Raw genomic sequence first — 23664 nt, 5'->3', positions numbered from 1 at the left:
GATGTGATGTATACGTAGACCTCGGACGGCTGTCCGGACGGGTTCCGGGGCCTTACGCTGTCCACGTCACACATCGCTGGCCCCCGCGGCGCACCCGGCAAGCACTGCACGGCAGCGTGTGAACGTCGATCAAGACAGGAGTTGCAACTTGAGCGAGCCGACGTACTACGCCCCTGAGGGCGGCCTGCCGTCGCAGAGCACTCTGCTGACCGACCGGGCCGTGGTGAAGGAGGCGTACACCGTCATCCCTCGTGGCGTGCTGCGGGACATCGTCACCAGCAACCTGCCCGGGTGGATCAACACCCGCGCGTGGATCCTCGCCAAGCCGATCGCCGGGTTCGCCACCACGTTCGCGCAGTACATCGTCGAGGTCGCGCCCGGCGGCGGCAGCACCGAGCCGGAGCCGGAGAGCGGCGTCGAGTCGGTGCTGTTCCTGCTCACCGGCACGCTGAACGTCGTCATCGAGGGCGAGAAGCACGTCCTCACGGCGGGCGGGTACGCCTACCTCCCGGCGGGCGGCAGCTGGTCGGTGGCCAACGAGTCCGACGCGGTCGCGACCTTCCAGTGGGTGCGCAAGGCCTACGAGCCGGTGGCGGGCTACCCGACGCCCCAGGCGTTCGCGGTGCAGGAGCAGGACCTCGAGCCGACGCCGATGCCCGACACCAACGGCGCCTGGGCGACGACCCGGTTCGTCGACCCGAACGACATGTCGCACGACATGCACGTCAACATCGTGACGTTCGAGCCCGGTGCCGTGATCCCGTTCGCCGAGACGCACGTGATGGAGCACGGGCTCTACGTCCTAGAGGGCAAGGCGGTGTACCGCCTCAACGACGACTGGGTCGAGGTCGAGGCCGGCGACTTCATGTGGCTGCGCGCCTTCTGCCCGCAGGCCTGCTACGCGGGCGGCCCGGGCAAGTTCCGCTACCTGCTGTACAAGGACGTCAACCGGCAGATCAAGCTGACCTGACGCCGGCGACGAGCAGCGATGGCCCGGCGGGTTCCGCCGGGCCACGCTCGTCCCACTGGTGCTCCGCCCGGGGGCCGGGGTAGAACGAGGGTGTCGGTCCTCGCGCGCTCGCGCGGGAATGCTGCACGGGAGGCGCCCGTGACGTCGAACCAACAATCGCCTGGATACCTGCCGATCGCCGATCACGGGTTGATCGGCGACCTGCGCAGCGTCGCCCTGGTGGGCACCAACGGCACGATCGACTGGTACTGCTGCGGGCGCTTCGACGGGCCGAGCGTGTTCGCCTCGATCCTCGACGCCGAGCAGGGCGGCTCCTTCGAGCTCGCCGCCGACGTGCCCGCGCGGACCAAGCAGTTCTACTTCCCGGACACCAACGTGCTGATCACCCGGTTCTTCGCCGAGGACGGCGTCGGCGAGATCCAGGACTTCATGCCGATCGTGGACGACTCGCGCGAGGCGGGCCGGCACCGGCTGATCCGCCGGGTGGTGTGCGTGCGGGGCTCGCTGCCGTTCCGCGCCCGGGTGGCGCCGCGGTTCGACTACGCGACGCGGCCGCACGCCCTGCGCATCGAAGGCTGCCAGGCGATCTTCGAGTCGGAAGAGCTGTCCTTGGCGTTGACGGCCAGCGTGCCGGTCGAGCCCGACGGATCGGACGTGTGGTCGTCGTTCAAGCTGCACGAGGGCGAGGTCGCGGTGTTCGCCCTCGACCGGGTCGGCGGTGACGTGACCCCGCGGGAGTGCCCGCTGGCCGAAGCCGAGCACGAGTTCGCCGCCACGGTGCGGTTCTGGCGGAACTGGCTGTCGGCGTCGCGCTACCGCGGCCGGTGGCGCGAGATGGTGCACCGCTCCGCGCTGACGCTGAAGCTGCTCACCTACGCGCCGACCGGCGCGATCGTGGCCGCGCCGACGACGAGCCTGCCGGAGAGCATCGGCGGCGGGCGGAACTGGGACTACCGCTACGTGTGGATCCGGGACGCGGCGTTCTGCGTGTACGCGCTGCTGCGGCTGGGGTTCACCGCGGAGGCCGAGGCGTTCATGGGTTTCCTGTCCGAGCACGTCGATCTCCGCCGCTGCGACTCGCATGGCCCGCTGCAGATCATGTACGGCATCGACGGGCGCAAAGAGCTGCCCGAACGCGAATTCGGGCACCTCAGCGGCTACCTGGGCTCCGCCCCGGTACGCGTCGGCAACGCCGCCGTCGACCAGTTCCAGCTGGACATCTACGGTGCGCTGATCGACTCGATCTACCTCTACGACAAGTGGGGCGAGCCGATCTCCAGCGACCGCTGGGACGAGGTGGTCGACGTGGTGGACTGGCTCTGCGACAACTGGGACCGCCCCGACGAGGGCATCTGGGAGACCCGCGGCGGCCGCAAGAACTACCTGTACTCGCGGCTGATGTGCTGGGTGGCGATCGAACGCGCCATGCGGCTGGCCAACCACCGGGGCCTGCCCGCCGACATCCCGCGGTGGCGGCGCTCCCGCGACGAGATCTACCGGCAGATCATGAAGCGCGGCTGGTCGGAGAAGCGGCGCGCGTTCGTCCAGCACGAGGACGACGACGTGCTCGACGCGGCGGTGCTGATGATGCCGCTGGCCAAGTTCGTCTCGCCGACGGACCCGAAGTGGCTGGCCACGCTCGACGCGCTGGGCGAGCACCTGGTGTCGGACTCGCTGGTCTACCGCTACGACCCGCTGGCCAGCCCGGACGGCCTGCCGGGCACCGAGGGCACGTTCTCGATCTGCTCGTTCTGGTACGTCGAGGCGCTGACCCGCGCGGGCCGCCTCGAAGAGGCCCGGCTGGCGTTCGAGAAGATGCTCACCTACGCCAACCACCTGGGCCTCTACGCCGAGGAGATCGGCCACACCGGCGAGCAGCTGGGCAACTTCCCGCAGGCCTTCACCCACCTCGCGCTGATCAGCTCGGCGTTCAACCTCGACCGGGCGCTCGGCTGATCAGGCCGGGGTGCCTTCCAGCCGGTGCCGGTCCCAGACACCGGTTTCGGCGGCGGCCTCGTAGGTGGTCTGCAGGAACTCCAGCAGCGTCGCGTCCGGGTCGGCCGCGGTGCGCACGGCTTCGTAGGGCAGCAGGAACTCGCCGACCTCGGGGCTGTAGGAGGCGTCGGCCGGGCGGACCGCCTGCTGGGCGTACCCGGCGGGCTCGGGGTAGGCGTACGAGTAGAAGGTGCCCTCGCCGGGCCCGCCCGGCCAGAAGCCGCAGCTGCTGAGCTCGTGGGAGTAGCCCTCGACCATCACCCAGTCCGCGCAGTTGGGGGCGCCGCCCGGATGTTCCGGCGCGGTCCGCCCGGAGAACCGGGTGACCGCCAGGTCCATCGCGCCCCAGAAGAAGTGCACCGGGCTGACCTTCCCCACGAACCGCGACCGGAACTCGGTCAGCACCCGGTGGGCGGCGAGCAGCTGCTGCCAGAACAGGTTCGCTTGCTCCGGGTCGTAGGAGGAGTGTTCGGTGTCCTCCTCGAACGGAATGGCGTGCTCGATCTCCCGCGGCATGGTCCAGATGGAGACCGGCAGTTCGAGCTCGCGAAGAGCGGCCATGGTCTCCCGGTAGAACTCGGCGACCGGCTTCGGCGCCAAGCGGATCCGCCGCGCGTCCCCGACGCTGGACCGGATGTGCAGCAGGTGCTCGCAGAAGTCGAACTCGATGTCGAGCGAACGCCGGCCGTGCGGCATCAGCGAGGTGGTGAGCCCGCGAGCGGAGAGGTAGAGCGGAACCTGCCACCAGTGGTTGACCATGGGCGCCAAGGCCAACCGGACCTTCCCGACGACCTGCATCCACATGTGCAACGTGTCGCGAGTATCGACCCAATCGGCGACGCGCAACGAAGGCCAATCACCCGCAGCATCCCGAAAACCCGTCATACCCGCCCCCAGCAAGCCGTCCCGACGGCCCCCAGTGTGCATTTCCCGCAACCCCGCCGCCCGGCAATCCACTCGCGCCGATCAACCTTCCGGCCTGCCGAACGTCTCAGTACCCGGAACGCCGCTTTCACCGAGGAGATGACGTGCTGGGTCGACGAGGGTTCGCGGCGATGGCCGCCGCCGTTGGTTGCTTCATCGCAGGCTGCTCGCCCGAAGGCCCTGCGCCGTTGGACCGGGTGAAAGCCGACCTCCAGGCGACCCAGTCCGCCGGCTCCACCGCCTTGCAGTTCGCAAGCACATCGGCCGGTGCCGACCTCCCTTGCGAAGGGACGGACGATGACGACAAGACCTTCTACGGGACTACCAGGGCGAAAGCCACGACCCAGGCAACGCGCGTCAGTCCCGAGCAGGCACGCCAGTACCTCGACGCCGTCGAAACCTCATGGCGCGGTCGCTCGAACTGGCTCGACCACAATCGCAGCACTCCCGAGATCGCGGAGATGGTCTACGTCTCGGTGGACAGCAGCGACGAATACCTGATCATCGCCCGGTACGACCCGGGCGCCGAGACGGTCGACGTGAGCGCCGAATACACCTGTCAACCTTGATCGGCGGGCCGGTCGACGCCGGGTCGCCGTGACATCATGTGGTGTTGTGGAGTCCACCCGTATCGACCGCTGGCTCTGGGCCGTCCGGCTGACCAAGACCCGCCCGGACGCCGCCGCCGCTTGTCGCGGCGGGCACGTGCGCGTCAACGACCGCCCCGCCAAGCCCGCGACCACCGTGTGTCCCGGTGACGAGGTCCGCGCTCGCGTCGGCGACCGGACCCGCGTCGTCGAGGTGGTGCGGGTGATCCAGCGGCGCGTCGGCGCGGCCGATGCCTCCACCTGCTACATCGACCGGACACCGGCTCCGCCGCCGGAGACCTCGGTGCCGGTGGCCCGCCGCGAGCGCGGTGCCGGGCGGCCGACCAAGCGCGACCGGCGGCTGATCGACAAGTTCCGCGAGCGGGGCGCCTGACCCGCGCCGTCAGCGGTCAGTTCCCGCTCCGTCCGGGAAGAAGCGGGCCACCACGGCCGTTTCCCCAGGCCCACCGCCGCCTTGCCGCCCCATCGGCCGTGACCAGACGCATTCCAGTCGAAGATCAGCATGGTCCGCGGCAGCGTCGCCAACTTCCGGCACTGCCGCCTGCAGACGTCTGCCGATCACCGCCGGTGAGGCCGCTGGCTTGGGAGCACGAGTCGGCGTTGCCTCCGGGCTCGGGGCATCTCTCGGACCGTTCATCGGCGGGTTCGCCGTCGACGTGGGCGGGTGGCGATGGGCGTTCCTGCTCAACGTGCCTTTCGGCATCGCCATGCTGGTACTGGGGCTGCTGGGCACCCGCGAAGTCCGCCGTGGTCTCCAACGACCTGGCAGCCCAGGCATCCAGGTTCCACGATCTCGATCATCTTTTCGTTGCGCTCACCATGGACGTGGCGACTGGCTGGTATTCGCCGGGCCATCAGCGCGCTCTTTGCCCGAGGGCCTCGCTGCCGGCGGTTCCGCTCGCTTGGCGGAATCGGCGCGGTCAGGGTTTTGTCCCGGCCCGGTCCGGGAAGAAGCGGGTCACCACCGCCGTTTCGACCAGGCCCACCAGCGTGTACAGCACGATCGACGTCGCCGTGAGGACCACGACCGACGCCCACAGCTCGTCGTAGCGGAAGCCGCCGACCGAGCGCAGGATCGCTCCCCCGGTGCCCTGGCCGGTGGCCAGCCACTCCGCGATCAACGCACCGATCAGCGCGCCCGGCACCGCGATGCGGGCCGAGGCGAACAGCGCGGGCAGCGCCGCCGGAACCGCCACCTTCCGCAGCACCGTCACCTTGCCGCCGCCGTAGGCCGTGACCAGGTCGATCGTCGGGCGCGGCGCCGAGCGCAGGCCGAACACCAGGTTCACCAGCGCCGGGAAGAACACCACGATCCCGCCGATCACGGCGATGCCGACGGCGTCGCGGCCGAAGACCAGCATGATCAGCGGCGTCATCGCCACCAGCGGCACCGAGCGCAGCAGCATCGCCACCGGCATGACGGCCTGCTCAACGCCGCGTGCCAGGAAGAACGCCACCGCGAGCACGATCGCCGCGACCAAGCCGGCGACGAAGCCGAGGCTCGCGTCGCGCAACGTGACCGCCAGGTTGCCGAAGACGGTGGCGCGGTTGGCGGCCGCGTCGTCGTCGGTGACCAGGTACTCCCACACCGCCGACGGCGGCTTTCCGACCATCGAGTTGATGTCGAACAGTTCCAGGAACGCGATCCACAGCAGCACCACGACGACGGCCGAGGCCACCATCGGGATCAGCAGGCGGATCGCGGATCGGGCGAACGTGCTCATCCCTGCTCCCCCTTGGCCCACGGCGTGATCAGGCGTCCGAGCACGGCGAGCAGCCCGTAGCCGACGCCGGCGAGCAGCCCGCACACCACGGCCAGCGCCCAGGTTCGCGGCACCACGTACTGCTGCTGGGCCACCGTCAGCACCACGCCGAGTCCACTGTCGACACCGCCGAGATATTCCCCGATGATCGCGCCGAGCAGCGCCGCGGGCACCGCGATCTTCAGCGCGTTGAGCACCGCCGGCAGCGCGGCGACGAGCTGCACCTTGACCAGGCGGTGCCAGCGGTTGCCGCCGTAAGCGGTCACGACGTCCAGGCTCGCTTTGTCGGCCGCGCGCAGGCCGAGCAGCGAACCGACCAGCGTGGTGAAGAAGACCGATAGCGCGGCGAGGAAGATCGTGGGCGTCCGGCCGCCGAACACCACCAGGATGATCGGGCCGATCGCGGTCAGCGGCATGCAGTAGCTGACCACCGCGAGCTGGGTGGCCACGCCCTCGGTGACCGGGAACAGCAGCACGACCATCGCGATCGCCAGCGCGATGAGATTCCCCCACAGGTAACCCATTCCGGCCCCGCCGAGGGTGACGCTCGCGTTGTCCCAGTAGAACTGCCAGCCGTCCTCGGCGAACTGCTGCACGACGGCCAGCGGCGTCGGCACCGCGCCGCCGCCGGCGAACACCGTTGCCGCGAGCACCCACCACAGCGCCACCAGCGCCGCGATCCCGGCGGCGCCGCCCAGCCAGCGGGTCATGAGGCGGTCCGGGCGGTGAACAGCAGCTCGGAGATGTGGTCGTGCAGCGCGTGGAACTCGGGCGTGCGCATCATGTCCGGGGTGCGCGGGCGGGGCAGGTCGATCTCGACGACTTCGAGGACGCGGCCGGGCCGCGGGCTGAGCACCGCGACGACGTCGGACAGGAAGATCGCCTCGGAGATGCCGTGGGTCACCATGAGCGTGGTGGCCGGGCGTTCGGTCCAGATCCGCAGCAGTTCCAGGTTGAGCCGCTGCCTGGTCATGTCGTCCAGCGCGCCGAACGGCTCGTCGAGCAGCAGCACGCGGGGCTGGACCACGAGGGCGCGGGCGATCGACACGCGTTGGCGCATCCCGCCGGAGAGCTGCGCGGGCTTCGCCTTCTCGAAGCCACCGAGCCCGACCAGCTCGATCAGTTCCTGGATCAGCCCCGGCTCCGGCTTGAGTCCCGCGACCTCCAGCGGCAGCCGGATGTTGGTCGCGACGCTGCGCCACGGCAGCAGCGCCGAGTCCTGGAACGCGATCCCGAGGTGGTGGTGCTTGCGCAGTTCCAGCGGCGTCTCGCCGTGCACGAGCGCGGTGCCGGTCGTGGGCTCTTCGAGCCCGGCGAGGATGCGCAGCACAGTGGACTTGCCGCAGCCGGACGGCCCGAGCAGCGACAGGAACGACCCCTGCTCGGTGTGCAGGTCGACGTTCTCCAGCGCGGTGACCGGGTTCTTGCGCAGCGCGAAGCGCTTTCCCAGTCCCGACAGCGAAATTCCCTCGGTCACCGCAGCAGGTCCGGGTTCTCCTGGTAGACCTCGCGCAGCGGGGCGAGGTCGAACAGGTCGTCGGCGGCGATGTCGATCCCGGCGAACTTGAGCGAGTCGATGTTGGCCCCGATGAGCTCGTCGGAGACGGTCAGCAGCCCGTTCGCCCTGGTGTCGTCGGAGACGATCAGCTCGGCCTGGCGCTGCATCATCCCCTCCTGCTCGTCGGCCTTGAGGTTCTGGTCCTTGCCGTACTGGTCGACCGCGAGGCGCGCGGCGCCGGCCGGGTCGGCGATGGCGTCCTTCCAGCCGCGCACCATCGCCTTCAGGAACGCCTTCAGCTTGTCGCGTTCCTCGTCGATGGTCTGCTGCGACACGATCAGCGTCTCGCCGACCAGCGGCAACCCGTTGTCGGCGAACAGGAACTGCGTCGCCGGGACGCCGCGGCGGGCGAGCGTGGCGGCGCCGCTGGTGGAGAACCCGAGGTAGCCGTCGATCTGGCCGGTGGTGATCGGCGTCGGGTCGAACTGGAACGGCACGCGGGTGAGCTGGCCCGGGTCGATGCCGTTGGCCTTCAGCAGCGCGGTGAAGGCGAGGTCGTTGCCGTCCTGCACGCCGATCCGCTTGCCGATCATCGACTTGGCGTCGGGGATCGGGTTCTTCTCCAGCGACACGACCGCGAACGGGTTCTTCTGGTAGGTCGCGGCGACGATCTTCAGCGGCGCGCCCTGCTTGATCGCCGGCGCGGTGATCAGCGGCGCGGACACGCCGATCCACGCCCGGCCGGTGGCGATCGCCGCCTCCGCCGAGGTGCCCGCGGCGCCCCCGGCGAGCAGCTCCACCCGCTCGAAGCCCGCCTGCGTGAAGTAGCCGCGGCTGTCGGCGAAGTACTGGCCGGCGAACTCGACGTTCTTCACCCAGGACAGCTGCATGGGCACCGAGCCGCCGGAGGAACCGCTCGACGCGTTGCCGCCGCAGGCCGACAGCAGCGCCGAGCCGCCCAGCGCCAGCCCGGACAGACGGAGGAATCGACGCCGGTCGAGGGGCCGGCCGGCAGACCGGAGGTTAATCATGCGTGGCAGTCAAACAAACGGCGCAGGCGCGATCCATGTGCGCGCAGACGAAAGATCCGGCCCGGTCCGGACGCGATCGTTGGAGGGTCCTACAAGGACGTTACGGTGCTGTGTCGAAGTTGCAGGCCCGATCGGGGCACGTGGGGAAAACCTTGGGCGATCCGCCGAAGCGGCGCACGGGCGGTTCCGGTTGGCTGTGGGGACGATGACGGTGGGAGGAGAAGCGTTCATGCTGCCGACGGCGGAGTTGCACATTCACATCGAGGGCACCTTGGAGCCCGAGATGCTGGTCCGCCTGGCGGCGCGCAACGGGGTGAAGCTGCCGACCACGGACATCGACGAGCTGCGCGCCCGGTACCGGTTCACCGACCTGCAGTCGTTCCTCGACCTGTACTACGCGAACCTGCCGGTGCTGCGCACCGAACAGGACTTCTACGACCTCACCAGCGCATACCTGGCGCGCGCCGCGCAGGCCGGCGTGCGGCGCGCCGAGATCTTCTTCGACCCGCAGACCCACCTGCGCAACGGCGTGCCGCTGGAGGCGGTGTTCGCGGGCCTCTCCGGCGCGCTGGACGACGCCCGCGACATTTCGACCGATCTGATCCTGTGCTTCCTGCGGGACCTCGGCGCGGACGCCGCGGAAGAGACGTTCCGGGCCGCGTTGCCGTTCCGCGACCGGTTCATCGGCGTGGGACTGGACTCCGCCGAGGTCGGCCACCCGCCGTCGCTGTTCCGCGAGGTGTACCGGATGGCGGCGGACGAGGGGCTGCACCGCGTCGCGCACGCCGGTGAAGAAGGCGGGCCCGACTACGTGTGGGAGGCGCTGGACGTGCTCGGCGTCGAGCGGATCGACCACGGGATCCGCGCGATGGAGGACGCCAAGCTGGTGCGTCGGCTGCGCGAGGAGCAGGTGCCGCTCACCGTTTGCCCGCTGTCCAACGTGGCCCTTCGGGTGGTGGGCGAGCTGGCCGATCACGTCCTGCCCGCGATGCTCGACGAGGGCCTGCTCGTCTGCGTCAACAGCGACGACCCCGCCTACTTCGGCGGCTACGTCGACGACAACTTCGCAGCGCTGCGCAGCGAACTCGGCCTGGACGACCAGCAGCTCGCGACGCTGGCCCGCAACTCGTTCGACGCCTGCTTCGCCCCGGCGGAGCAGAAGGCCCGCTGGAAGGCGGAGGTGACCGCATGACGCATCGGCTGGACGGCATCAGGGTCTGGGACGGCACCCGGGACGTCGGGATCAGCGACCTGGCGTGGGCGCCGGACCGCATCGAGGAGGTCACCCCCGCCGCCGAGGAGCGCTGGCCGGAGTTGTGCGTGCTGCCGGGCCTGGTGGACACGCACGTCCACCTGCTCGGCTTCGCCGGCGAGGGCGACGGCGGCACCGACACGTTCACCTTCCCGCTGGTCACCACGCGCGAGGAGCAGACGCTGCACGCCGCCGCGAACGCGCAGAAGGCGATGCGCCGGGGCGTCACGACGCTGCGGGACCTCGCGGGCGACCAGGCGCAGGCCGCGGCGCGGCGGGCGTTCGACCTCGGCATCATGCCGGGGCCGCGGTTGCTGGTCAGCGGCCCGGTCGGGATGACCGCGGGCCACGGCGACCTGTTCGTCCCGCCCGCGGTGAAGGAGCGGGCGCCGCTGGCCGACAGCCCCGACGAGTGCCGCAAGCTGGTGCGCACCTGGGCGCGGGCCGGGCTCACCGGGATCAAGATCTTCACCAGCGGCGGGGTGCTGTCGATCGGCGACAAGGTCGGCTGGCGCAACCACACCCGCGAGGAGCTCCGGGCGACCATCGACGAGGCGCACGCGCTGGGCATGCTCGTGTCCGCGCACGCGCACTCGGAGATCGGCATCCAGATCGCCTTGGAAGAAGGCGCGGACTCCATCGAGCACGGCACCGAGCTCACCGCGGAGCAGGCGGAGGTGCTGGCCGCGCGCGGGACGCCGGTCGGGCCGACGCTGCTGATCAACGAGATCATCGCGCGGGGCGGGGCCGCCGCGAGCGCGGAGGCCAGGGACAAGGCCGCCGAGCTGGTCGCCCGCCGCGACGAGCTGTTCCGGGCCGCGGCGCGCGCCGGGGTGCGGTTCGTGCTCGGCACCGACGCCAGCGGCTACTTCGTGGAGTTCGGCGACCAGCTGACCGAGGTGGTCCGGATGACCGAGGTTCTCGGCTTCGACGCGGAGACCGCGCTGCGCGCGGCCACGTCCGACGCCGCCGCCTCGATGGGTCTCGGGAACGTCACGGGGCGGATCGCGCCGGGCCTGGGCGCGGATTTCATCGTCCTGCGCGGCAGGCCCTGGGAGCGGGCGGCCGACCTGGCGCCGGAGAACATCGTCGCGGTCGTCTGCCGCGGCGTCCTCGTCGCCGGCGAACTCCCGTCCTGACCGCAAGGGCTCGTGAGTGCTGAAGCCGGTTCCTACCGGAACGAGCACTCGCGAACCTCGTGCTGCTAGGCCGTGCCCGTTGCGGGCTGGTTGTTCTCGGCGACGTCCAGGCAGGTGAGCGCGAGGTAGAGGTCGACGCGGTCGCGCATCGAGGACAGGCTTCGGCCGGTCAGCTGCTCGATGCGCTGGATCCGGTACCTGAGCGTGTTCACGTGCACGTGGAGCTCCTCGGCGGAGCGCTGCCACGAACCGCAGGATTCGAGGAACGACGTGAGGGTGCCGATCAGGTCCGAGCCGTGCACGGCGTCGTAGTCGGCCAGCGGCGTGAGCATGTGGTGCCGGAACGAGCGGCGCAGCCGTGCCGGTAACGCCGACAGCAGGACGGCGTGCGAATCGACCTTCGACCCGGACACCACCACCGGCGCCCGGCCGGGCCCGTGGCCCCGCGCGGAACGCAGCCGCCGGCGGGCGATCTCCAGCGCCGAACCCAGGTCGCTGACGCTGGCGGTCGGCTCGCTCACGCCCGCCAGCAGCCGGTTCCGGCCGGGCAGCTCGGCCGCCGACAACTCGGCTGCCACGCCGTCGAGGTGCTCCGCCGCACCGTTGACCAGCAGCACGGCGTTCTCGTCGTCGGCGTGCACGAGGAGGCGACGGCCAGGCGCCGCCAGCAGGTCGGCGAGGTTCTCCGCCAGGCCGTCGCCGGGGCCGGCCGAGGCCGCGACCACGACCGTCGGGAGGTGCGGGTCGGCGCCGAGCATCCGCAGGTGCGCCGACACCTCGCCGGGCGCCGCGGTGTCCGAGCCGAGCACGCCGACGAGGTCGGCGATCTGCCCCTGCTGCAGGGAAAGCCGCTGCTTCTCCGCCAGCACGATCTCGCAGACCGGCGTGAACGACCGGTCCTCGGCGATCACCAGCAGCGGCAGGCCGAGCTCGGCGCACGCGGCCACCAGGCCCGCGGGCATCGCCCTGGTGACGAGCAGTCCGACGACCAGCCCGGCCGCCCGGCTGTGCGCCAGCGCGGCGGCGAACGGCCGGCTGTCGGCGGGCTCGCGGTACCAGAGGCAGCTGGTGAGCACGAGGTCACCGGGGAGCAGGAACCGGCTCGGATCCGGCAGGTCCGTCACGTAGGCGCGGCGCACCTCGCCGGCGAGCCCGGCCGCACCCGCTTCCACGACGGACAACCCGAGGTCGAACTCGTGCACCAGCTCGCGCAGCCTCATCGTCTCTCCTCAACTCCGGTCGGTCGCCGAGGTAGCACATCATGGAGCCCGTGGTCCGCGCCAAGGACGGGTCGGCTCCGGCGGGCCGCCGAGTGTCCGTTGTGGACGATGATGAACAGCCGGTGACGGGCCCGGTACGCCGCGCGATGCCGGGTGCCGCTCAGGGCTCGTCGTGGGCGGCGAGGACGTGGTCCCGGCCTCCCTCGACGTGGGCCGTGATCGTGCGCCGCAGCGCTTCCGCGTCGCGGGCCCTGAGCGCGTCGACCATCGCCTGGTGTTCGTCGTCGATGCGTTTCAGGTCGCGCCCGGAGCGGACCCAGCGGCGGCTGTAGGGCTCGACGAGGTGCAGCAGCTGGTCGATGAAGCGCAGCGCCAGCCGCCGCTCGGACATCTCGTAGATCCGGCGGTGGAACTGGTAGTTGAGGGACGCGCGGCCCGCCGCGTCCGCGCCCTTCTCGCGCATCCGATCGGCCATGGCCTGCAGTTCGTCGATGTCGCGTTCGCGGCAGCCGCGCACGATCTCGTCGGCGAGGTGCGGTTCGAGCTGGAGGCGCAGCTCGAAGAGCTCGGCGATGTCGCCGTGGCTGAGCTCGGCGACGATCATGCCGCGCTGCGGTTGCACCTCGATGAGGCCTTCGGCGGCGAGGGCGTGCAGCGCCTCGCGCAGCGGGATGCGGCTGACCTCCAGCTCACCGGCCAGCTGCTCCTGGACGAGGCGGGTGCCGGGGAGGAGCTCGCCACCCCGGATGGATTTCCGCAGCCGCGCGGCGATCACCTCGGCGCTGTTGCTGGTCCGGGCTGCACGAGTCACTGCGCCAGGATACCCCTTGCCCAATCCGCAGCGACTGTATACATTCGCTGCGAATCAACTCGAAGGGAAGGTTTCCGGATGTCCGGTGACGTCGACGTCGCAATCATCGGCGGTGGATTGCTCGGGCTGGCAACGGCGAGGGCGGTGTTGCGCGCGCATCCGGATGCCTCCGTGACCGTCCTGGAGAAGGAATCCCGGTGGGGCGCGCACCAGTCCGGGCACAACAGCAACGTGATCCACAGCGGCCTGTACTACGCACCGGGCAGCCTCAAAGCGCGGCTGGCCCGCGCCGGTGGAGAAGCGATGATCCGCTACTGCGACGAGCACGGCGTGCCGGTCAAGCGCACCGGAAAGATCGTGGTCGCCACGGCCGAAGAGCAGCTGCCGCGGATGGACGCGCTCGAAGCCCGGGGCCGGGAGAACGGCGTCACGGTGCAGCGGCTGAGCCGCGGCGAGATCGCCGAGCGGGAACCCCACGTCGCCGGTGTCGGCGCGCTGGCGGTCGCCGACACCGCGATGACCGACTTCGGCCGGGTGTGCCGCGCCTTCGCTGCCGAGCTCGCCGAACTCGGCAGCGACCTGCGCACGAACTCGCCGGCGCGGTCGTTCACCGCCGCCGGCGACCGGACCGTCGTCCACACCCCCACCGGCGAAGTCCGGGCGCGGATCATCGTCAACTGCGCCGGCCTGCACAGCGACAAGATCGCCGAGGCCACCGGGCACCGGCCGCCGGTGCGGATCATGCCCTTCCGCGGCGAGTACGCCGAGATCCGCCCGGCTCGCCGAGGTTTGATCAACAACCCGGTCTACCCGGTTCCCGACCCGGATCTCCCATTCCTCGGCGTGCACGTGACGCCGATGCTCGACGGCACCGTGCACGTGGGCCCCAACGCCGTGCCCGCCCTGGCGCGCCAGGGCTACCGGTGGCGCGACGTCGACCCGCGCATGCTCGGCGAGCTGTTGCGCGATCCCGCCCTGCGCGGGCTCGCCCGGCGCTATTGGCGTTACGGCCTCGCTGAGATCAGCCGATCGCTGATCTGGCCGCTGTTCGTCCGCGAAGTCCGCCGGATGATCCCGGAGATCAACGGCGAAGACCTGCGCAGGCACGGCAGCGGCGTGCGGGCGCAGGCCGTCAAGCCCACCGGCGAGCTGGTCGACGACTTCGTCATCAGCCACACCCCGCACGCGATCCACGTGCTCAACGCCCCGTCCCCGGCGGCGACGTCGAGCCTGCTCATCGGCAGCCACATCGCCGCCGAAGCCTTCGACCGGCTCGGACTGACGGACATCGCCCGGACCGTGCGCGAGTCCCCGGCCGACATCTGACCCGCGAGCCCCTTGCGGCGCAACCACGTGCTGCGCCCGGCCGGCAGTTCTCTCCTTCAACGACGATCGAGGATCGCTTCATGACCGACCTGCTCTCCAAGCCCGATCCCGGTTCTGGCTTGCACGAAAGCTCGACCCGCCGACGGGTGGCGACCGCGACGATCGTGGGTTCCGCCTTGGAGTGGTACGACTTCTACCTCTACGCCTCGATGGCGGCGCTGGTCTTCGGCGGCCTCTTCTTCCCGAAGACCGACGGCTCGGCCGGCACGCTGGCCGCCTTCGCCACGTTCGCGGTGGGCTTCCTGGCCAGGCCGATCGGCGGGCTGCTGTTCGGCCACCTCGGCGACCGCATCGGCCGCCGGAACGTCCTGATGATGACGTTCGTGTTGATGGGAGCCGCGACCGGGCTGATCGGCCTGCTCCCCACCTACGAGACCATCGGCGTGCTCGCCCCGATCGCCCTCGTCGTCCTGCGAGTCCTCCAGGGCCTGGGTTCCGGCGCCGAGTACAGCAGCGCGGCGGTGGTCGCCTACGAACACGCCAGCTCGGACCGGCGCGGCAGGCAGGGAGCTTGGCCCGCGCTCGGACTCAACGTCGGTCTGCTCCTGTCGTCGCTGACGGTCGGAGCGCTGACCAGCGTCAGCGAGGAGTTCGTGCGGTCCGGCGGCTGGCGCATCCCGTTCATCGCGAGCTTCGCGTTGGTGGGCGTGGGAATCTGGGTGCGACGCCGGATTCCGGAGTCCCCCGCATTCGAGCAGGGTGCCGAAAAGCCGGCGAAGGCGCAGATCCCGCTCGTCACGCTGCTGAAGCGGGATTGGCGCGGCCTGCTCGTCGTGATGGGGATCGCGCTCGGGTACAACGCCCTCAGCTACATCTTCAAGACCTTCTCCCTCGCCTACCTGTCGGAATTCCAAGGCGTCGCGGCGAATGTGGGCGCATTCGGCATCGCGCTGGCCAGCGCTGCCGCGATCGTCATGGCGCCGGTGTTCGGCTGGGCGAGCGACCGCTTCGGCAGCCGCCGCGTAGTCCTGGTCGGCGGCGTCGCGTCGGCACTGTTCGCCTTCCCGTTCTTCGTGCTGCTCGACACCCGGGACACCACCGCGATCTGGTTGTGCCTGGTGATCGCTACCGGCGTGCTGGCACCGGCGATGTTCGCGCCGCAGGGAGCGTTCCTGTCCAAGCAGTTCCCGGCTTCGGTGCGCGTCAGCGGGGTCGGCGTCGGGCGGGAGTTCGGCGGCGCCATCTCCGGAGGGCTGGCACCGATGCTGGCGTTGGCGATCGTCGGCGCCAGCGAAAGCCACGCCACCTGGGGCGTGTCGTTGATCCTGATCGCCAGTGGCGCCCTGGTCGTCCTGGCGGCCCTCCTGGACCAGACGAAGCGGCACGCCGAACGCTGATCCGCGTTCTCCTGTCGACGTTGGGACAACGCCCTCGGCATCGCGCCGAGGGCGTTGTCGTTCTCGGGCCCACGACTGCGCCAGATCGTCTCTTTCAGAGCCCGGCGGACTCCAGCGTCGCCGCTTTCCGGGTCAACGCGCGACCGCCGCATCACCGGGAGCCGCCGCCTGGATGAGCGCGTGGGAGCCGTTGGTCCGCCAGGCATCGCCGGTGCCGTCCAGATCGGCGGCGGTCGCGTCGTCGAGGCCCACCACGACCTCCGACTTGAGGACCCGCAATGCGACCACCGGGGACGGGAAGTGGCCGACGACGTCGGCGAACGGCGTGGTGGCGGGCCAGTACCGGTCGCCGACGAGGCGCCGGTAGTTCAGGTCGCCCTTCATGATGGTGACCGACGCGGACGCGAGCTCGGCGCGCAGATCAGCCGGCATGGCGCGGTAGTCCAGCGGCGCGCAGAAGAACGGATGGGCGCGCACCTCGATCCGCCCGTCCCGCAGGCCGTCCCAGATCCGCTGCCCGACCGCGCCCGCCTCCCCGGCGAGGACCACCAGGTGGCGCAGGCCGCCGACGACGTCGGCGGGCGTGGCGTCGGAGACGTAGTACGGCGTCGGCTTGACGTGCAGGACGACGCGGTTCGCGCGGCCGGTCGCCAGCAGGTGATCGGTCAGCACCAGGTCGGCGGCCAGCTCACCGGCGGAGTTGTCGGCGACGAGGTGGACCGGGCCGGGCTCGCCGAACAACGACCAGAACACCTGGCTGTCGCCGGTCACCAACCCGGCCGCGGCGCCCTCGGCGCCCGCCGACATCCGGAACGCGAGGTCGGCCTGGTTTCCCCACACCGCCGCCCGCACCACGGTGTCATCGCGATCCGCCTCGCTCAGCCGCGGCAACGCGTCCAGCGCCGCCAGCGCCTCGGCGGTGCCGGCGCTGCGGAGCTCCGCTTCCTTCATGGGAGCGAACGGATCGATCCCGTGCCACGGTCCGGGCTCGAAGTAGCCGACGGCCGCGAGCAGCTTGCGGAAGAAGTAGCTCTCCGCCCACAGGAAAGAGCAGTCCGACCACGGCCTGCCCAGCCGGTCCGCCGCCCAGGCCGCCCAAACGCCGTGGTCGGGCGCGTCATCGCCGAGCGGCTCGACCACTCCCCCGGTCGTCTCGCGCAGCAGCTCCGCCAGCCTGCCGCGCACGCCCGCCCCGTAGGGGAACGCGGCGCACAGCTGCTCGATCATCGCCGGGTGGCGTTCGTGGAACACCTTCCAGGCGAACGAACCCGGCACCCCGATCGTGATCAACGGCGCTTCCCGTCCCACCACTGCTCCCGCCTCGTGCCCATCCACCCGCCGAAGCCTACGCATGCGGTGCAAGTGTCCACATCAGACGTCCGCCTGGCACGTTCGGGGCAACCTGGCGGGTTCCCACGTCCCGAAGCGGAGGAGTTCGAGAGGCCGAAGAAGGCTCCACGGGCCAAGATCGCGAAGCTGACCAGCACGGATTTCGGACCCGGGCGGACAACGGGGCCGCGCCGGACCGGGCGCGGCCCCGTCACGTTCCTGCCGCGGCCATCTCGCGGCGCCGGGTGCCGAGTTGCCCGCGCACGAGCGGGACGAGCGCGGCGAGGACGCACAGGGCTCCGATCGGAATCAGGTCGAGTGACACGACGGGCAGGATCGATCCGACCAGGACGAGCGCAGGGCACCACCACGCGACCGCCTTCGCCCTCGCCAGCATGATCGTCAAGGCGAACAGCCCGACGTACAGCAACGGCGGCCCGACCACGTAGAAGACGACGCGCGCACCCGGGATGGCGCTGACCTGAGCGCTGATCGCGCTCATCCCGGCCTTGTCCGTCGCCAGCAGCCCGGCCACGACGTCGATCACGAACTGAACGACCGAGGTACCCACGCCGACGAACGTGACGACGGCCCAGAACGTGCCACCGCGCCCTGGCAACTGCCTCCGCAGCCCCAGAACTGCGGGGACGAGCAACGCGAGGCCGACGAGGTTCACGAGGTGGGCGACCTGCCAGTCGAGACCGGGCCCGTACTGCCCGTCCATCCTCCCGACGAGGCGAACGACACCGTACCCGGCGAAGCACAGCGGCGCCGCGATCAGACATGCACGTGAGAACGTCATGCACCGACCCTGGCCCGGGCCGGTCTCGTGGTCATCGGGGCTTTCCCCCAGCAGACCCGGACCTTCGCCGTCGGCATCACGACACGCCGACGGCTGTGGACAACCTACCCCGCCTGTGGACAGCTCCCGCAATTTCAATGGAAATCGAAGGTCCGATTTCCATTGAAATTGCGGACACACCGGCGCTCTGGGCGCGGTAGGCGGCCGTTCCGGCGATTCCGCGCGCTGCCTACCTGATCTCGGCGGCTGATGCCGCCGTGGCTCCGTTCGGGGTGGTGAATCCCGCTAGCAGCCGCGTCGGCTTGCCGTTGGGGACCGCGATCGTCGTGGTTCGCTCTCCTTGGCCGTCCACTCCGATCTCCTGGTCCGCCAGGACCGCTCCGTCGGCGTCCACCGCGAACAGGTGGATCCTGCCCGGGCCGTTCGCCTCCAGGCCGGCGTGGATCTCGCCTCCACCTGCTCGTGCGCTCGTGAGCCGAGTCGCCGAATCGCCCGCCGGCGGGGCACCGCCCAGCGAGGTGTTCAGGCGCACGGCTTGCTCGATGGAACCCGCGGAGTCCACCGAGGACAGCGCGTCCAACGGGAGCACCGGGGCCGGTGGCGGGGTCGGTTCTCCCGCGGGCCGGTCCTGGAGGAGCGCGTGGCCCCAGCGGTACGGGTCGCCCTGCACGCCGCCCCAGGTGGACCAGCCGATCCGGGACTGGCCGGTGAGGTCCTGCGTGTCCGAGTCGTACACCAGGACGTTCAGCCCCAGGCGCCGGGGATCGACCGATCCCGGCAGGTCCTGCTGCGGAATCGCCACCTCGACCGCGTAACCGCCCTCGCGGGGCTTCGACGCGAGCTCCACGCCCGGCGCGGTCTCCTCGCCCGGGCCCTGGTGGTAGTCCGCATCCCTTGCATAGCAAGGACTTCCGGCCCCGCTGGTGGACGGCAGGACGGCCACCTTGAAGGTGCTCGACGTGTTCTCCGAGTCCGCCTTCGGGTCGATGGTGATCTCGACCGCGTCGGTGCGCCAGTGCCGCTTGCAGTCCTCCGGAGCCAGCAGCGCACCCTGCTCGTCGTCCACGACGTCGACCAGTGCGTACAGCTTGTCACCGCGCCAGGACAGCCTTGCCGTGGCGGCGCAATCCGGAGCCGAGCACTGCTCGCCCTCCCACAGCGCGGACACGTCGAGCGGGGCGCCCGGGTACTCCTGCGGTCCGGCTTCGCCGTCCACCACCGGATCCGATCCGGCCTGCGGGATCGTCGTGGCAGGTACCAGTTCGAGGGCTGCGGTGGTCTCGCTCCTCACGTCGTCGGTGCGGGCGGTCAAGGTGTAGGCGTGGTCGCGGCCCTGCATTCCGGTGGGCATCCCGGGGTCGGTGCTGCGCACCTCGTACGTGAGCGACGCGGTTTCACCGGCACCGACTTGCTCGAACCGCTGCTCACCGTTCTGCACGTCGAATCCCGGCGGCGGCGCGAACCGAACCGCGCCGGAGCGAGGCTGTGCGCTGTGGTTGCGGACGATCACCTGAACGTCGCGCTCACCGAGCGCCGGAACGGTCTGAATCGGCGGAACCTTGTTCTCAAGCAAGGGGAATCCCGCTTGCGCCGTCCACCGCTGGAACTCCGCGACACCCGGCAGCGGCGCCTGCTCTGCCACGACCGGTGGCACGACGTCGAACCGCAGCTCGCTCTCCCCGCGTCCCTGCGGGGTTTCGATCCGCACCGGGACCGGCACGCGCGCGGCGGCCTGCCGCGGCGGCGCGGTCACGGTGAAGTCGACTCGCGCGGTCGCTCCCGGTTCGATCGTCCCGTGCGCGCCGTCGCCCCGGGCTTCCCACCCCGGCGGCAGATCCAGCGCGACCCGGCCCGCTTGCAGCGCCGATTCCGCCGGTGCCGTCACCTCGACGCGGACCTGCGTGCGCTCGCCGGGCGTGATCCGCTGGCGCTCCGCGGTCGCGGCCAGCCCGGTACCGACCGGGAGGCCACCGGAAATCGGCAGCAGCGCGCCGAGCAGCGGCGCGTCCGCGCCTTGCGCGCCTGGCGCGTGCGGCGCGCGGTTGGCGATCTCGGTGAGGTGATCGCAGCCGACCTGCGCGGGATCGGCCGGGATGTCCGGCCGGCCGGCCCAACCCTGGCTCCTGTACTCGCGTTCGGCGGCGCGTTCCCGCTGCTCCCAGTTGATGTCGCCGGCGATCCCGTGCACGTAGTACTCGGGCCCGGGCGAATCCGCCGGAGTGGTGCGCTTCTCGCAGTCCGGTCCCTGGACCTCCTCTTCCGCCCCGGCCGCGTTCGACAGCACCCGGCGCACCGACCATGGCGCCAAGCCCTCGTCGTCGACCTGCTCGGGGAACGCCGCGGGATCGGCGGCCTGGCGGTACGCCTCGAGCGCGAGCCGTGCGGCGTACTGGTGGTTGCCGTGGTTTCCCGGCGTGGGCGCGGGATCCATGGTGACGACGACCTCGGGCCTGGTCTGGCGCACGACGCGGACGAGCTTCGCGAGCACGTCGTCGTGGCGCCAGGCCTGTTCGGTCAGCGGGGCGCTCACCGTGTAGTAGAGGTCGGGCTCGTCGAGGTTGTACACGTCCGTGACGCCGAGGCCGCCGACCGCGCGCCGCTCCTCCCCTTCGCGCAGCAGGCCCAGCGCCGGTCCCTCCTCCGACCCGACCGCGTTGCCGCCGCCTTCACCTCGGGTGATGGTCACGACGCCGGTGCGCACCTGGTGGTCGTGGCGCCACCGGCCGAACGTCGACAGCAGCGATGCCTCGTCGTCCGGGTGCGCGCCGACGAAGAGGACGTCCAGGTCCTGGGCGGGACCCGGCTGCGCGGCGCCGGGCGGCGCCAGCACCCCGGCACCCAGCGCAGCCGCCAGCACGACAACCGAACCAGCACGAACCGATGGCACCGAACCACTCCTCAGCCGAGATGATCACGCGACGCCGAGGATGGCACGGCCGCCCTTGCCGTGCACCCGAAAACACGCCGCAGCGCGGCGCGTCTCACGCTTCAGGACGGCCAGGCATCCACCTTCGTCGCGTTGTCGCCGAAGACGAACGGGTTCGTCTCGCACTTGGCGATGAAGTCGCCGGGGAAACCGAGCCGGAACTCCACTGCGGAATCGAGCTGTTCGACCGCCTCCGCGGGCAGGACGACGTCGGCCGCGCCGACGTTCTCGACGATCTGCGCGACGCTGCTGGCTCCGACAATCGGCAGCACCGCCGGGGATTTGCTGCGAGTCCACGCGATCGCCACCTGGGCCGGCCGGACGCCCAGTTCGCCGGCGACCTTGCGGACGGCGTCGGCCGCCGCGCGGTCCCGTTCGGTGAGCTTGGCGGGATCGACTCGCCGGCCCACCGCGCCGGAGAGCACCCCTGCCGCGAGTGGCGCCCACGTCGTCACGCTCATCCCGAACGCCTCGGCCATCGGCAGGAGCTCCCGCTCGATGTCCCTGTTCAGCAGGTTGTAGGGCACCTGCAGTCCCGCGAACGGCGTCCAGTCCCGCCACTGCGCGAGCGTGTTCGCGCGGCTGACGACCCACGCCGGAGCATCGGACACACCGATGTGGAGGATCTTCCCCGCCCGCACGGCGTCGTCCAGGGCGCGCATCGTCTCCTCCACCGGGGTGTGGCGGTCCCAGATGTGCACCCAGTAGATGTCGATGTAGTCGGTGCGCAGGCGGCGGAGGCTCTGCTCCAGCGACAGCACGAGGTTCTTGCGGTGGTTGCCGGAAGCGTTGGGGTCGGCGGCATCCCGCGACAACGTGTACTTCGTGCCGATGACGAAGCGGTCGCGCCGGTCGACGACCGTGCCGAGGATGCTCTCGCTCTCGCCGTAGGCCGAAGCGGTGTCGAGGACGTTGCCGCCCGCATCGGCGTAAGCATCGATGATGCGCCGGCACTCGCGTGCGTCGTCGATGACCATGGTGCCGAGGACGAGTTCGGAAACGCGCAGGCCGGTTCGGCCGAACAGGCGGTATCGCATCGTCACACCACCTCCGTGCCGACCGCCGCACGACGGGCGCGGGTTCGGCTTCGGAGGTGCTCGATGCGGGTGGAAGCACTCATGCCCACCAGGCTGTTGCGTGCCGGCGGCCGGAGGGAGGCCCTGTCGGGGCCCGTCTCCGGCCCGATCCGATTCCACCACGCGCACGGCCACCTAGACTCGGGCGCGTGACCGACAAAACGCTGGGCAAATTCCTGCGAGCCCGACGGGAGGCGACCGCGCCGTCCGAGGCCGGGCCGTCGCTCGGAACGCGCCGCACCCCGGGCTTGCGCCGGTCCGAGCTGGCCGCGCTCGCGGGCATCAGCGTCGAGTACCTGACGCGCCTGGAACGCGGCAGCGACCGCAGGCCGTCCGGGCAGGTGCTCGGCTCACTCGCCGACGCCCTGCACCTCTCGCCCGAGGAACGCGTGCACCTGCACCGCCTCGTCAAGCTCAGCGACGGAGCGGTGTGCCCGCAGGCGACCGCGCCGGTGCGCTCGTTGCGCCCCACCCTGCGCGCCCTGCTCGACCGGTTGGAGCCCGGTTCCGCGTTCATCGCCGACTCGCAATCCGACATCCTCGGCCACACCGAGGGATTCCGGCTGCTCGCGATGCCGGTCGGCGTCCTCGACACAGACTCGCCGAACCTCGCGCGGTTCGTGTTCACCGATGCCAGAGCGCGCACGGCGTTCCCGGAGTGGGATCGCGTCGCGGACGAGCAGGCCGCGGCATTGCGCGCGGCGGCCGATCTCGGCGATCAGATGTCGGCAGCGCTGGCCGACGAGCTGTCGGTGACGGCGGGCGCGGAATTCAGCCGCCGATTCGCGAGCGCAGCGACTCTCCCGCCCTCGACCGGCGTCCAGCGGTGGACGCACCCCATCGCCGGCGAGATCCGCCTGGCCTACGAAAGTCTCGCCATCCCAGGACCCGACGACCACCGCCTGGTCGTCCACCTCCCAGCCGACGCGGCAACCGCCGAGGCGCTCGAAGCCTTGCGCGCTGATCAGCTGGCTCCGGCAACCGGCTGAGCAGACAGCGGATATGACCTCGCGGGGATCCCGGCGGCGTTTTCCAAGCCGTGGCACGGGTTGCGCCCAGCGCATGACTAAGGCGGTCGTTGAGGGACGGCAGGCTGGAGCGCCGTGATCACCTAACGACCGGTTCGTGCTCGCGCTATCGATCTTGGCAATCGGCGCCGCGCGAACGACCTTGCGGTTTAACGTCTTCGGGCGCACAGGAACTAGATCAACGGACCGGTACACGGCCAAGTGGTGCAAGCGATCGGCAATGACCGGAGCCTGCCGGGCGCGCTCCGGATGAACGCGTTGGAGAAGGCGCACTCGGAAAGGCCGGGCGCAGCCCGGAAAGCGTTGGAACGCCTGGCAGAAGACGCGGCGGTCGCGGAATCCATCCGGCTCCACGCGGCGCAGAAGGCCGGCGACCGGACGACCTCGGAACGGCTGCTGGCCGCGCTTGCGGCCGGCGCGAAGAGCGACCAGACGCGCTTCGACGCAGCACGCGCGCTCGGCCGCGTCAACCGCAGCAGAGGGCTCACGGCGCTGCGAGACCTCGAATCGGACCAGCAGGTCGGCCGCTCGACCAAGAAAAAGACCGCCGAGCGCCTGGATCGCTGACG

The 23664-nt window shown here is 70.8% G+C and carries 21 protein-coding genes and 1 pseudogene; 11 read left to right on the top strand and 11 right to left on the bottom strand.

Translation table 11 applies throughout. The features are described 5' to 3' along the window. Positions 1-148 precede the first annotated feature (148 nt). Both AC07FN_RS04695 and AC07FN_RS04690 read left to right on the top strand, forming a co-directional pair. Positions 149-970, top strand: a complete 822-nt coding sequence (locus tag AC07FN_RS04695; protein WP_478394385.1) for a bifunctional allantoicase/(S)-ureidoglycine aminohydrolase — start codon at positions 149-151, stop codon at positions 968-970. A gap of 138 nt (positions 971-1108) precedes the next feature. After that, on the top strand, positions 1109-2926 hold the full coding sequence (locus tag AC07FN_RS04690) for a glycoside hydrolase family 15 protein (protein WP_478394384.1): 1818 nt from the start codon (positions 1109-1111) through the stop codon (positions 2924-2926). On the opposite strand, the gene AC07FN_RS04685 is transcribed toward AC07FN_RS04690, so the two are convergent. Continuing rightward, entirely contained in the window at positions 2927-3850 is a 924-nt protein-coding gene (locus tag AC07FN_RS04685; protein ID WP_478394383.1) for a DUF5996 family protein, read from the bottom strand. 143 nt (positions 3851-3993) lie between these two features. Here AC07FN_RS04685 and AC07FN_RS04680 point away from each other — a divergent pair, with 143 nt between their 5' ends. The 3 genes and pseudogenes from AC07FN_RS04680 to AC07FN_RS04670 all read left to right on the top strand — a co-directional run. Beyond that, positions 3994-4458, top strand: coding sequence for a hypothetical protein (locus AC07FN_RS04680; protein WP_478394382.1), 465 nt, complete (start codon positions 3994-3996; stop codon positions 4456-4458). A gap of 46 nt (positions 4459-4504) precedes the next feature. After that, positions 4505-4870 (top strand): RNA-binding S4 domain-containing protein, encoded by a 366-nt coding sequence (locus AC07FN_RS04675; protein ID WP_478394381.1) that lies wholly within the window; start codon positions 4505-4507, stop codon positions 4868-4870. Between the two features lie 91 nt (positions 4871-4961). Then, a pseudogene (locus tag AC07FN_RS04670) lies at positions 4962-5261 on the top strand (MFS transporter); the annotation flags it as partial. A gap of 156 nt (positions 5262-5417) precedes the next feature. Here the strand turns inward: AC07FN_RS04670 and AC07FN_RS04665 are convergent. The 4 genes from AC07FN_RS04665 to AC07FN_RS04650 are packed head-to-tail and all read right to left on the bottom strand — an operon-like array spanning position 5418 to position 8789. Continuing rightward, the gene (locus tag AC07FN_RS04665) at positions 5418-6221 is read right to left on the bottom strand and encodes an ABC transporter permease (RefSeq protein ID WP_478394380.1); all 804 of its coding nucleotides are present in this window, start codon (positions 6219-6221) and stop codon (positions 5418-5420) included. Next, a complete protein-coding gene (locus AC07FN_RS04660) occupies positions 6218-6970 on the bottom strand; it encodes an ABC transporter permease (protein ID WP_478394379.1) in 753 nt (250 codons plus the stop codon). Before AC07FN_RS04660 ends, AC07FN_RS04665 begins: the two co-directional genes overlap by 4 nt. Further along, positions 6967-7737 (bottom strand): ABC transporter ATP-binding protein, encoded by a 771-nt coding sequence (locus AC07FN_RS04655; protein ID WP_478394378.1) that lies wholly within the window; start codon positions 7735-7737, stop codon positions 6967-6969. The genes AC07FN_RS04660 and AC07FN_RS04655 overlap by 4 nt, the downstream gene beginning before the upstream one ends. Next, entirely contained in the window at positions 7734-8789 is a 1056-nt protein-coding gene (locus AC07FN_RS04650) for an ABC transporter substrate-binding protein (RefSeq protein WP_478394377.1), read from the bottom strand. The genes AC07FN_RS04655 and AC07FN_RS04650 overlap by 4 nt, the downstream gene beginning before the upstream one ends. A 229-nt stretch (positions 8790-9018) precedes the next feature. Between AC07FN_RS04650 and AC07FN_RS04645 the strand changes: the two genes are divergently transcribed. Together AC07FN_RS04645 and AC07FN_RS04640 are read left to right on the top strand one after the other, a co-directional pair. Beyond that, a complete protein-coding gene (locus AC07FN_RS04645) occupies positions 9019-9981 on the top strand; it encodes an adenosine deaminase (protein WP_478394376.1) in 963 nt (320 codons plus the stop codon). Then, entirely contained in the window at positions 9978-11180 is a 1203-nt protein-coding gene (locus AC07FN_RS04640) for a metal-dependent hydrolase family protein (protein WP_478394375.1), read from the top strand. The genes AC07FN_RS04645 and AC07FN_RS04640 overlap by 4 nt, the downstream gene beginning before the upstream one ends. A 65-nt stretch (positions 11181-11245) precedes the next feature. On the opposite strand, the gene AC07FN_RS04635 is transcribed toward AC07FN_RS04640, so the two are convergent. Both AC07FN_RS04635 and AC07FN_RS04630 read right to left on the bottom strand, forming a co-directional pair. After that, entirely contained in the window at positions 11246-12400 is a 1155-nt protein-coding gene (locus AC07FN_RS04635; protein ID WP_478394374.1) for a PucR family transcriptional regulator, read from the bottom strand. A 160-nt stretch (positions 12401-12560) separates the two neighbouring features. Further along, positions 12561-13211 (bottom strand): GntR family transcriptional regulator, encoded by a 651-nt coding sequence (locus tag AC07FN_RS04630; protein ID WP_452615673.1) that lies wholly within the window; start codon positions 13209-13211, stop codon positions 12561-12563. A 78-nt stretch (positions 13212-13289) separates the two neighbouring features. On the opposite strand from AC07FN_RS04630, the gene lhgO reads away from it, so the two are divergent. Both lhgO and AC07FN_RS04620 read left to right on the top strand, forming a co-directional pair. After that, positions 13290-14537: an L-2-hydroxyglutarate oxidase gene (gene lhgO, locus AC07FN_RS04625; RefSeq protein ID WP_478394373.1), complete on the top strand. Its 1248-nt coding sequence runs from the start codon at positions 13290-13292 to the stop codon at positions 14535-14537. Positions 14538-14617: 80 nt separating this feature from the next. Next, on the top strand, positions 14618-15934 hold the full coding sequence (locus AC07FN_RS04620; RefSeq protein ID WP_478394372.1) for an MFS transporter: 1317 nt from the start codon (positions 14618-14620) through the stop codon (positions 15932-15934). 132 nt (positions 15935-16066) lie between these two features. Here the strand turns inward: AC07FN_RS04620 and AC07FN_RS04615 are convergent, their stop codons facing one another. From AC07FN_RS04615 to AC07FN_RS04600, 4 genes are all read right to left on the bottom strand, one after another. Then, on the bottom strand, positions 16067-17269 hold the full coding sequence (locus tag AC07FN_RS04615; protein WP_478394371.1) for a damage-control phosphatase ARMT1 family protein: 1203 nt from the start codon (positions 17267-17269) through the stop codon (positions 16067-16069). 205 nt (positions 17270-17474) lie between these two features. Beyond that, entirely contained in the window at positions 17475-18065 is a 591-nt protein-coding gene (locus AC07FN_RS04610; RefSeq protein ID WP_478394370.1) for a hypothetical protein, read from the bottom strand. 229 nt (positions 18066-18294) lie between these two features. Then, positions 18295-20952: a sugar-binding protein gene (locus AC07FN_RS04605; protein WP_478394369.1), complete on the bottom strand. Its 2658-nt coding sequence runs from the start codon at positions 20950-20952 to the stop codon at positions 18295-18297. Between the two features lie 101 nt (positions 20953-21053). Further along, positions 21054-22028: an aldo/keto reductase gene (locus AC07FN_RS04600; RefSeq protein WP_478394368.1), complete on the bottom strand. Its 975-nt coding sequence runs from the start codon at positions 22026-22028 to the stop codon at positions 21054-21056. 188 nt (positions 22029-22216) lie between these two features. Between AC07FN_RS04600 and AC07FN_RS04595 the strand changes: the two genes are divergently transcribed. Beyond that, positions 22217-23056 carry a helix-turn-helix domain-containing protein gene (locus AC07FN_RS04595; RefSeq protein ID WP_478394367.1) on the top strand — a complete coding sequence of 280 codons (840 nt, stop codon included), beginning with the start codon at positions 22217-22219 and terminating at the stop codon, positions 23054-23056. A 243-nt stretch (positions 23057-23299) separates the two neighbouring features. Next, positions 23300-23662, top strand: a complete 363-nt coding sequence (locus AC07FN_RS04590) for a hypothetical protein (protein WP_478394366.1) — start codon at positions 23300-23302, stop codon at positions 23660-23662. The last annotated feature ends 2 nt before the right edge of the window (positions 23663-23664 follow it).

The sequence above is a fragment of the Saccharopolyspora sp. NPDC045941 genome, assembly GCF_056431445.1.
The sequence above is the reverse complement of the archived record's forward strand: the minus strand, read 5'-3'. Positions and strand labels throughout refer to the sequence as shown.